At 70.2% G+C, this 9,728-nt stretch carries 7 protein-coding genes; all 7 read left to right on the top strand.

Annotated features, from left to right (window positions below):
- Nucleotides 1-550 (top strand): ABC transporter ATP-binding protein (locus VK501_RS23095; protein ID WP_324341667.1); only part of this gene is annotated, 550 nt, incomplete at its 5' end.
- 176 nt (nt 551-726) lie between these two features.
- On the top strand, nt 727-2,061 hold the full coding sequence (locus VK501_RS23090) for an MlaD family protein (protein WP_324341665.1): 1,335 nt from the start codon (nt 727-729) through the stop codon (nt 2,059-2,061).
- Nucleotides 2,058-3,755 (top strand): MlaD family protein, encoded by a 1,698-nt coding sequence (locus VK501_RS23085; RefSeq protein ID WP_324341663.1) that lies wholly within the window; start codon nt 2,058-2,060, stop codon nt 3,753-3,755. Before VK501_RS23090 ends, VK501_RS23085 begins: the two co-directional genes overlap by 4 nt.
- Nucleotide 3,756: 1 nt before the next feature.
- Nucleotides 3,757-5,181 carry an MlaD family protein gene (locus VK501_RS23080; RefSeq protein WP_324341661.1) on the top strand — a complete coding sequence of 475 codons (1,425 nt, stop codon included), beginning with the start codon at nt 3,757-3,759 and terminating at the stop codon, nt 5,179-5,181.
- Complete coding sequence (locus tag VK501_RS23075) at nt 5,178-6,848, top strand: MlaD family protein (protein ID WP_324341659.1); 1,671 nt, start codon at nt 5,178-5,180, stop codon at nt 6,846-6,848. Before VK501_RS23080 ends, VK501_RS23075 begins: the two co-directional genes overlap by 4 nt.
- Nucleotides 6,845-8,203, top strand: coding sequence for an MlaD family protein (locus VK501_RS23070; RefSeq protein ID WP_324341657.1), 1,359 nt, complete (start codon nt 6,845-6,847; stop codon nt 8,201-8,203). The genes VK501_RS23075 and VK501_RS23070 overlap by 4 nt, the downstream gene beginning before the upstream one ends.
- A 1-nt stretch (nt 8,204) precedes the next feature.
- Nucleotides 8,205-9,722 carry an MlaD family protein gene (locus VK501_RS23065; protein ID WP_324341655.1) on the top strand — a complete coding sequence of 506 codons (1,518 nt, stop codon included), beginning with the start codon at nt 8,205-8,207 and terminating at the stop codon, nt 9,720-9,722.
- Nucleotides 9,723-9,728: the final 6 nt, after the last annotated feature.

The raw sequence follows: 9,728 nt of genomic DNA, 5'->3' as shown, positions 1-9,728 counted from the left end.
GAACATGCGCGACGAAGAGCTGTTTGAGATGCGCAAGAAGTTCGGTGTGCTATTTCAGGACGGCGCCCTGTTCGGCTCGATGAACCTGCTGGATAACGTCGCCTTCCCGTTGCGTCAGCACACCGACAAGGGTGATGACGAGGTCTTGCAGATCGTGCGTTCGCGCTTGGCTGAGGTCGGCCTGGCCAACGCTGAGGACAAGTTCCCCAACGAGCTGTCAGGCGGGATGCGCAAGCGCGCCGGCTTCGCACGCGCGCTCGTGCTCGAGCCGGACATCGTCCTCTTCGACGAGCCCGACTCCGGCCTGGACCCGGTCCGCACCGCGCTGCTGTGCGAGCTGATCCAGGAGATCCACGAGGAGAACGGCGGCTGCTACACGGTCATCACGCACGACATCATGAGCGCGCGCCGGGTGGCGGAGTTCATCAGCGTGCTGTGGAAGGGGCGGATCGTCGAGTCCGGTCCGGCCGAGGAGCTCTTCAACTCCGAGAACGCCTTCGTGCGGCAGTTCCTGTCCGGCGAGTCGCAGGGGCCGCTCGGCATGGAGTAGCACCGCCGAGCCGGCGGACCACGCAACATCGGCTCAACACTTCAGTTGGAAGATCATCAGCCGGTCACGGCCTGTACCGAACCCCACACGGTCCTGTCTCACCCTTCGTCCTGTCCCAACGGCAACGCCGCGCATTGCGCGGAGGCTGACCGCTGCCCGCGTCGCGAGGTCGCGCGATGAGCGCCGCGCGCCTCGGTGCGCTCGGCGCGATCGCCCTCGTCGCGGTGGTCGCCGTGCTGCTGCTCAAGGGCTCGAGCAAGCACGAGTACACGCTGGTCTTCCAGAGCGCGGGCCAGCTGGTCAAGGACAACGACGTGCAGGTCGGCGGCCGGCGCATCGGCCGCGTCGCGGAGATCAAGCTCGACGACCGGAACCTCGCCGAGGTGCGCATCCAGGTCGAGGAGCCCTACGCGCCGCTGCACGCCGGCACGACCGCGACCATCCGCTCGGGCTCCCTGTCGGGCGTCGCCAACCGCTACGTCGCGCTCGCGCCCGGTCCCAACAACGGGGCGAAGATCGACGACGGCGCCACGCTCGGCCTGGACAAGACCACCACCTCGGTCGACCTCGACCAGCTCTTCAACACGCTCGACCCCCAGACGCGCAAGTCGCTGCAGAAGGTCATCCAGGGCTCCGCCACGCAGTACAAGGGCAAGGGCCAGCAGGCCAACGAGGCGCTCAAGTACTTCAACCCGGCGCTGAGCACCACCTCGCGCCTGGTCAACGAGCTCGACCGCGACCAGCAGTCGCTGCAGGACTTCATCATCTACACGGCGCGCGCGACCACCGCGCTGGCCGAGCGCCGCGGCGACCTGTCGTCGCTGGTCGGCAACGCGAACACGACGTCGGGGGCGATCGCGTCGGAGGGCGAGTCGCTCAACCGGGCGCTGAAGGCACTGCCGACGACGCTGCGCCAGGCCAACACCACCTTCGTCGACCTGCGCTCGACGCTCGACGACCTCGACAAGCTCGTCGACGCGTCCAAGCCGGTCGCGCCGAAGCTCGCGCCGTTCTTCAAGCAGCTGCGCCCGCTGGTGACCGACGCGCGGCCGACGATCCGCGACCTGAGCGCGCTGATCAGCCGCCCGGGCGCCGGCAACGACCTGATCGACCTGCTCAAGCAGCAGCCGCAGCTCACCAAGGTCGCGACGCCGACGTTCCAGCACACGGTCAAGGGCCTGCAGCAGGGCACGCCGGTGCTGCAGTTCATCCGGCCCTACGCGCCGGACCTGATCGGCTGGTTCCGCGACTTCGGCCAGTCCACGGCCAACTACGACGCCAACGGCCACTTCGCGCGCATCTCGCCGATCGTCAACGCCTTCCAGTACACCGAGAACCCGGCAGGCGGCACGCTGAACGCACTCAAGCCCGCCGAGCGCCAGGTCGGCCTGCAGTCGGGCAAGATCCGCCGCTGCCCCGGCTCGTCGACCCAGGCCGCCGCCGACGGCTCCAGCCCCTACACGCCCGAGGGCTCGGACTGCGATCCGAGCATCGTGCCCCCCGGCCCATGACCCGCCGCCTGATCGCCATCGGCGTCGCGCTGCTCGCGGCCGGCATCGTCGTCGTCCTGGGCACCGGGGCGGGCGACGACCAGAAGGGCGTCTACAAGGTCCGCGCGATCTTCAGCAACGCCTTCACGGTGATCCCCGGGGAGGACGTGAAGATCTCCGGCGTCAAGGTCGGCAAGATCTCCGCGCTCGACGTGACGCCCGACAACAAGGCCGCGGTCGTCCTCGACATCACCGAGCCGGGGTTCAAGGACTTCCGCAAGGACGCCACCTGCACGATCCGCCCGCAGTCGCTGATCGGCGAGCGCTACGTGGAGTGCACCCCGACGCAGCCGCGCGCCGAGGGCGACGCGTCCGCGCCGAAGCTCGCGAAGATCCAGAGCGGCGCCGGCAAGGGCGAGTACCTGCTGCCCGACTCCCAGACGCTGAAGCCGGTCGACCTCGACCTGGTCGGCAACATCATGCGGTTGCCCTACCGCGAGCGCCTCTCGATCATCATCAACGAGCTCGGCACCGGCCTGGCGGCCAACGGCGACGAGCTGCGCCAGGCCGTCCGCGAGGCCAACCCGGCGCTCGAGCAGACCGACAAGGTCCTGGCGATCCTCGCCGAGCAGAACCGGACGCTCGCCGAGCTGGCCAAGAACGGCGACGAGGTCCTGCGCCCGCTGGCGCGCGACAAGGCGAAGGTCGCCGACTTCATCGTCAAGGCCAACACGACGGCGCAGGCCAGCGCCCAGCGCCGCACCGACATCGAGGCCAACCTCGCCAAGCTCCCGGGCTTCCTCAAGGAGCTCAAGCCGACGATGCAGCGCCTCGGCGGCCTCGCCGACCAGATGACGCCGGTGCTGACCGACCTCAACGCGGCCGCCCCGGAGATCAACACCTTCATCAAGCAGCTCGGCCCGTTCAGCGAGGCCGGCACGCCGGCGCTGACGTCGCTCGGCGACGCCGCCGACGTCGGCGACCAGGCGCTGCTGAAGAGCAAGCCGGTCGTCGGCGACCTCAAGACCTTCGCCAACGACGCCAAGCCGACCGTCGACAACCTCGAGAAGCTGCTGACCAGCCTCAAGGAGACCGGCGGCATCGAGCGGCTCATGGACTTCCTGTACTTCCAGGCGGCCGCGACCAACGGCTACGACTCGCTCGGGCACTACCTGCGCGCGGTGTTCGTGCTGACGACCTGCACGACCTACTCCGTCAAGCCGCTGACGGGCTGCACGGCCAACTTCCCGAAGCCCGTGGCCGCCGAGGCCGCGTCGGCGCGCGCCGCGAAGTCCGGCACCACCACGCCGACGGTCGCCTCGGTCAACCGCGAGATCGCCGACGGCCGCAGCCCGTTCCTGGCCCGCCAGGACGCGGTCGCCAACGGCCTGGACCCGGCGGCGTTCGACCAGCAGGACGCGGCGGGCTCGTCCTCGGGCAAGGACGGCACGTCCTCCAAGACGTCGAAGTCCTCGCCCTCGAACGCCAAGATCGACCTGCCCGCCAGCCTGTTCCCGGGCGCGCCGGCGCCGAGCGCTCCCGCGTCCTCGAGCTCCGGCGCCGCGACGTCCTCGACGCCCGCCTCCTCCGGCGGCGCGGCGACCACGCCGTCGGCGCCCGCGCCGTCCAGCGCCGCGCCGAGCACGACGACGCAGCCCGCGCAGCCGTCCTCCGGCGCGACCCAGACCCTCCTCGACTACCTCCTGGGGGGCTGAGATGCGACGCGGATCCCAGTCCATCGCCGCCAACCCCGTGCTCATCGGCGCGGCGACCACGCTCGTGGTCCTCGTCGCGGTGTTCCTGGCCTACAACGCCAACAACGGCCTGCCGTTCGTCCCGACCTACCCGTTGAAGGCCGACGTCCCGAGCGCCGCGAACCTCGTCGTAGGCAACGAGGTGCGCATCGGCGGCACGCGCGTCGGCGTCGTCAAGGGCATCGCGCCCAAGCGCCTGGACGACGGCCGCGTCATCGCGCAGCTCGACATGAGCCTCGAGACGACGGTCAAGCCGCTGCCCAAGGACTCGACGATCCTCGTGCGGCCGCGCTCCGCGCTCGGCCTGAAGTACGTCGAGATCACCAAGGGCAAGTCGACCGACGGCTACGCCGCGGACGCGACGATCCCGCTGAAGGCGGCCACGCCGGCGCCGGTCGAGTTCGACGAGTTCCTCGGCACGTTCGACGACAAGACGCGCGCCGCCGCCCAGCAGCAGCTGCTCGGCCTCGGCAACGCGTTCGCCGGGCGCGGCCAGGACCTGCACGAGGCGATCCAGTCGCTGAACCCGCTGCTGGCCCAGCTCGGCCCGGCGATGGCCAACCTCGCCGACGACCGCACGCAGCTGGCCCGGTTCGTCCAGTCGCTGGGCCGCACGTCGGCGATCGTCGCGCCGGTGGCCGAGCAGCAGGCCTCGCTGTTCCGCAACCTCGACACGACCTTCGACGCCTTCGCCTCGGTCGCCCGTCCGTACCTCCAGGACTCGATCAGCGGCGGCCCGCCGGCGCTGGACACCGCGACGCGCGAGCTGCCCAAGCAGCGCCCCTTCCTGGCCAACAGCGAGGGCTTCTTCCACGACCTGCGCCCGGGCGTCAAGGCGCTGTCGGGCGCGGCGAAGGACCTGTCGCAGGCCTTCGTGGTCGGCACTCCGGCGCTGAAGCGCTCGGTGCAGTTCAACAAGGACCTGAAGCCGACCTTCGCCTCGCTGCAGCGCTTCGCCGAGGACCCGCTCGTCGCGCTCGGCGTCCAGGACCTCGGCCAGACCGCGCGGATCGCCAACCCGCTCCTGGCGACGCTGACGCCGACCCAGACCGTCTGCAACTACTGGACGCTGCTGTTCCGCAACGCCGCCTCGGTGCTCAGCGAGGGCGACACCAACGGCACCGGCCAGCGCTTCATGATCGTCGCGACGCCGCAGGGCCCCAACAACGAGGGCGGGCCGTCGTCGGGCCCCGCCAACGGGCCCAACGCGGACAACTTCCTGCACGCCAACCCCTACCCGAACACGTCGGCGCCGGGCCAGACCGCGGAGTGCGAGGCCGGCAACGAGCCCTACGCCGCGGGCAAGCAGGTCATCGGGAACGTCCCGGGCAACCAGGGCATCACCACGCAGAAGACCCAGGTGTCGACGGACACCCCGCAGCCATGAGCTCCAAGTCCGATAAGCGCAAGCGCGTCCTGCGCAAGGACCGCACCGGAGCCAACCCGTTCCTGGTGGGCCTGCTCGTGCTGCTCCTCGCCGCCGTCGCGGCGTACGCCGGCTTCAGCAAGCACGTGCCGTTCACCCACGGCTTCCGCGTCAAGGCCGTCTTCGCCAACGCCAACAACGTCCGGCCCAACTCGCCGGTGCGCATCGCCGGCGTCAACATCGGCAAGGTCAAGAAGGTCGAGGCCTACCAGGGCGGCGACGGCAACGCCTCGGTCGTGACGATGGAGATCGACAAGGCCGGCCTGCCGATCCACAAGGACGCCACGCTGAAGGTCCGGCCGCGCATCTTCCTGGAGGGCAACGAGTTCGTCGACCTGTCCCCGGGCACGCCGGCCGCGCCGAAGATCTCCGACGGCGACACGCTGCCGATCACCCAGACCGCCGCGCCGGTGCAGTTCGACCAGGTGCTGACCGCGCTGCAGAGCGACACGCGCGACGACCTCAAGCGGCTGCTGGAGGGCTACGGCACCGCGCTGACCTACGAGCCGACCGCCGCCGACGACGCGACGCAGGACCCCGCCGTCAAGGGCGAGACCGCGGCGCAGTCGCTCAACGACTCGATCGACGACGCGCCCGGCGCGCTGCGCAACGCGTCGATCGTCAACCAGGCCTTCCTCGGCCTCCAGCGCCACGACCTCTCGGGCCTGGTCGACAACACCGGCAAGGTCACCCGGGCGCTGGTGCGCAACGAGCAGTCGCTCAAGGACTTCGTCACCAACTTCAACACCACGATGGCGTCGCTGGCCTCGCGGCAGTCCGAGCTCAAGCAGACCATCGCGCTGCTGGGCCCGACGCTCGAGCACACCCAGAGCGCGCTGACGCACCTCAACGCCTCGTTCCCGAACACGCGCGCCTTCGCCAAGGAAATCCTGCCGGGCGTCGAGGAGACGCCGGCGACGATCGACGCCGCGCTGCCCTGGATCGCCCAGACGCGCAAGCTCGTGAGCCAGGGCGAGCTCGGCGGCCTGGTCAAGGAGCTCAAGCCGACCACCGTCGATCTCGCCAAGCTCGTGGACGGCAGCCTCCAGGCGCTCCCGCAAGCCGACCTCGTGTCGCAGTGCGTGACGCACACGATCCTGCCGACCGGCGACATCAAGATCGAGGACGGCCAGTTCACCTCCAACGAGGAGAACTACAAGGAGTTCTGGTACGCCATGGTCGGGCTGGCCGGCGAGAGCCAGAACTTCGACGGCAACGGCCACTACGTCCGCTTCGCGGTCGGCGGCGGCTCCAAGACGGTCTCGACGGGCAAGTACGGCGGCAACGCCGGCGAGCAGCTCTACGCCCACGTCAACGACCCGCCGCTGGGCACGCGCCCCGCCTACCCGGGCAAGCGCTCGCCGTACAACCACACCGCGCTCTGCAAGGACCAGAAGCTGCCCGACCTCAACGGCGCGAAGACCGGCGCGGCCGACGGCGGCGGCGGGACGACGCAGCCCGATCCGGCCCCCGCGGTCACGACGCCGACGGTCACGACGCCCGCGGTGACCGTGCCGTCGACCTCGACGCCGCTGCCGCTCGCGGCCTCGACGCCGGCGTCCGGCAGCAGCCTCACGTCCGAGCTCATGGACCGGCTGAACCCCTTCCGCACGGGGGCCAAGCGATGAGGACCGCGATCCGCAAGCATCGCTGGGACTTCATCGCCGTGCTGGGGATCTTCGTCGTCGCGCTCGCCGTCGGCAGCTACATCCTGAGCCACCAGCGCTTCTACCTGCCCAAGTGGGTCCCGGTCGTCGGCACCGACTTCGTGGACTACAAGGCCGAGTTCTCGACCGCCCAGTCGGTTACGCCGGGCCAGGGGCAGTCGGTCAACGTCGCCGGCGTCCCGGTCGGCGAGCTCTCCAAGGTGGAGCTGAAGAACGGCCGCGCGGTGATCACCATGAAGGTCCGCCGCAAGTACGCGCACGTCTACAAGGACGCGACCGCGCTGCTGCGGCCCAAGACCGGCCTGAACGACATGATCGTGGAGCTGACGCCCGGCTCCAAGCGCGCCGGCGAGCTGGATCACGCCAAGGACGTCATCCCGATCACCCAGACGCTGCCCAACGTCAACACCGACGAGTTCCTGGCGGCGCTGGACGGCGACACCCGCAGCTACCTGCAGCTGCTGGTCGCCGGCGGCGGCCAGGCGCTCGGCGGCAACGGCAAGAACCTGTCGGCGACCTTCCGCCGCTTCGAGCCGACCAACCGCGACATCCTGGCGATCACCAAGCAGCTCGCCACGCGCCGCGACAACATCTCGCGCTCGATCCACAACTTCAAGGAGCTGACCGCGGCGGTCGGCGCCAAGGACCAGCAGCTCGGCGACCTCGTCGACGCGTCCAACGCGGTCTTCAAGGCGTTCGCCAACCAGGACCAGCGCCTGCGCGAGACCCTGAGCCTGCTGCCCGACACGCTGAAGGTCACCGACACGGCCGTCCAGAAGGTCGACAAGCTCGGCACGGCCCTCGGCCCGACGCTCGGCAAGCTGCGCCCCGGCGCGCGCGCGCTCGGCCCGTCGCTCAAGCAGACCCGGCCCTTCCTGAAGACGACCACGCCGGTCATCCAGAAGCAGCTGCGGCCGTTCGCCCGCGACGCGCTGCCGACGGTCAAGATCCTGCGCCCCGCGGCGCGCGACCTCGCCGCGTTGACGCCGGACTTCACGTCGGTCCTCAAGACGGCCAACTACCTGCTCAACACCGTCGCCTACAACCCGCCCGGCAGCGACGAGGGCTACCTCTTCTGGATCTCGTGGCTGAACCACATCGGCCCGACCGTCTTCAGCACGCAGGACGCGCACGGCCCGATCCGGCGCGGCGCGCTGTTCTTCAGCTGCTCGGGCCTTGGTCTGCTCGACCAACTCAGGAAGGCCAACCCGCAGCTCGGCACGATCATCGGGCTGACGAACCCGGCCACCAAGAGCGAGGTCTGCGCCAACACCGCGCAGGCGCCCGGCACCAACGCACCGGCGGCGGGGGGCTGAGATGAACAAGCAGGTTCCCAGCCTCGGCAAGATCCTCGTGATGGTCGGCTTCGCGCTGTCGTGCTTCGGCCTGCTGCTGTTCCTCTGGCTGGCCTTCGGCGGTCCGACGCCGCTCAAGCCGCAGGGCTACCGCGTCAAGGTCTCCTTCGGCGAGGCGACGCAGCTCGCCCACGAGGCCGACGTCCGCATCTCCGGCGTGCCGGTCGGCAAGGTCAAGGACATCCAGACCAACAAGCAGACCGGCCGCTCGGACGCGACGATCGAGCTCAAGCCCGAGTACGCGCCGCTGCCCGCCGACGCCAAGGCGATCCTGCGCCAGAAGACGCTGCTCGGCGAGACCTACGTCGAGCTGACCCCCGGCTCGCCGACCGGCCCCAAGGTCGCCGACAACGGTCGCCTGGCCACCGGGCAGGTGGCCGACACCGTCGAGCTCGACGAGATCCTGCGCGCGTTCGACCCGCGGACGCGCGAGGCGTTCCAGACCTGGATCCAGACGCAGGCGCAGTCGCTCGACGGCCGTGGCCAGGACCTCAACGACGCGCTCGGCAACCTCGCGCCGTTCGCGCAGGACACCGAGAAGGTCCTGCGGATCCTCAACTCCCAGAAGGCCGGCGTGCGCCAGCTGGTGCGTAACACCGGCGTGGTCTTCGACGCGCTGTCGGAGCGCGACGGCCAGCTCGCGAGCCTCATCACGAACTCCAACCGGGTGTTCGCGACGACCGCGCAGCGCAGCGCCGAGCTGCAGGCCACCTTCAAGGCGCTGCCGACCTTCGAGAAGGAGTCGAGCACCACGCTGACCCGCCTCTCGAAGTTCGCGGCCAACGCCAACCCCGTCGTCACCGACCTGCGGCCCGCCGCCAAGGAGCTCAGCCCGACGCTCGTGCAGCTCTCGGCGCTGGCCCCGGACCTCAGGGCGCTGTTCGAGGACCTCACCCCGCTGGTCAACGCCTCCAAGAAGGGCCTGCCGGCGACCCAGGAGTTCCTGGACCAGCTGCACCCGCTGCTGGCGAACTTCGACGGTCCGCTCCGGCAGCTCAACCCGATCCTCGACGGCGCGGGCCTCTACAAGAACGAGCTGACGGCGTTCTTCGCCAACTCGGCCGCGGCGACGCAGGCGACCTCCTCGGTCGCCGGCTCCACCGAGCCCGCGCACTACCTGCGCACGTCCAACCCGCTGAACCCCGAGATGCTCGCGCAGTATCCGAAGCGCGTGACGAGCAACCGGACCAACCCGTACCCGTTCCCGGGCGACAGCCTGAGCCTCAAGGACGGCCTCGCGTCGTACGAGACGCGCCAGTGCACCGGGCAGACGCTGACGCCGGCGCTCGGACCGGCCGTCGACGGCGTCCTGACCGACACGCTGCGCGACGGCATCCTGAAGTTCGCGCTCAACAGCGGCAACGTCGTGGCGCCGCCCTGCAAGCAGCAGCCGCGGTTCAACCTCGGCGGCACGCTCACGCAGTTCCCGCAGCTGAAGGCGTCGGTCAAGGGCGCGGAGGCGGGAGCCCCCCAGCCGTAGGCCCGA

The sequence above is a fragment of the Baekduia sp. genome (assembly GCF_035318805.1).
Classification (GTDB): Bacteria; Actinomycetota; Thermoleophilia; order Solirubrobacterales; family Solirubrobacteraceae; genus Baekduia.
Note: the sequence above shows the minus strand (reverse complement) of the source record. Positions and strands in the feature narration are given on the sequence as shown.

Bases quoted from the DNA above. Each gene is read 5' to 3' on its own strand.
- VK501_RS23090 (WP_324341665.1), top strand. From the start codon at position 727: ATGAGCGCCGCGCGCCTCGGTGCGCTCGGCGCGATCGCCCTCGTCGCG.
- VK501_RS23085 (WP_324341663.1), top strand. From the start codon at position 2,058: ATGACCCGCCGCCTGATCGCCATCGGCGTCGCGCTGCTCGCGGCCGGC.
- VK501_RS23080 (WP_324341661.1), top strand. From the start codon at position 3,757: ATGCGACGCGGATCCCAGTCCATCGCCGCCAACCCCGTGCTCATCGGC.
- VK501_RS23075 (WP_324341659.1), top strand. From the start codon at position 5,178: ATGAGCTCCAAGTCCGATAAGCGCAAGCGCGTCCTGCGCAAGGACCGC.
- VK501_RS23070 (WP_324341657.1), top strand. From the start codon at position 6,845: ATGAGGACCGCGATCCGCAAGCATCGCTGGGACTTCATCGCCGTGCTG.
- VK501_RS23065 (WP_324341655.1), top strand. From the start codon at position 8,205: ATGAACAAGCAGGTTCCCAGCCTCGGCAAGATCCTCGTGATGGTCGGC.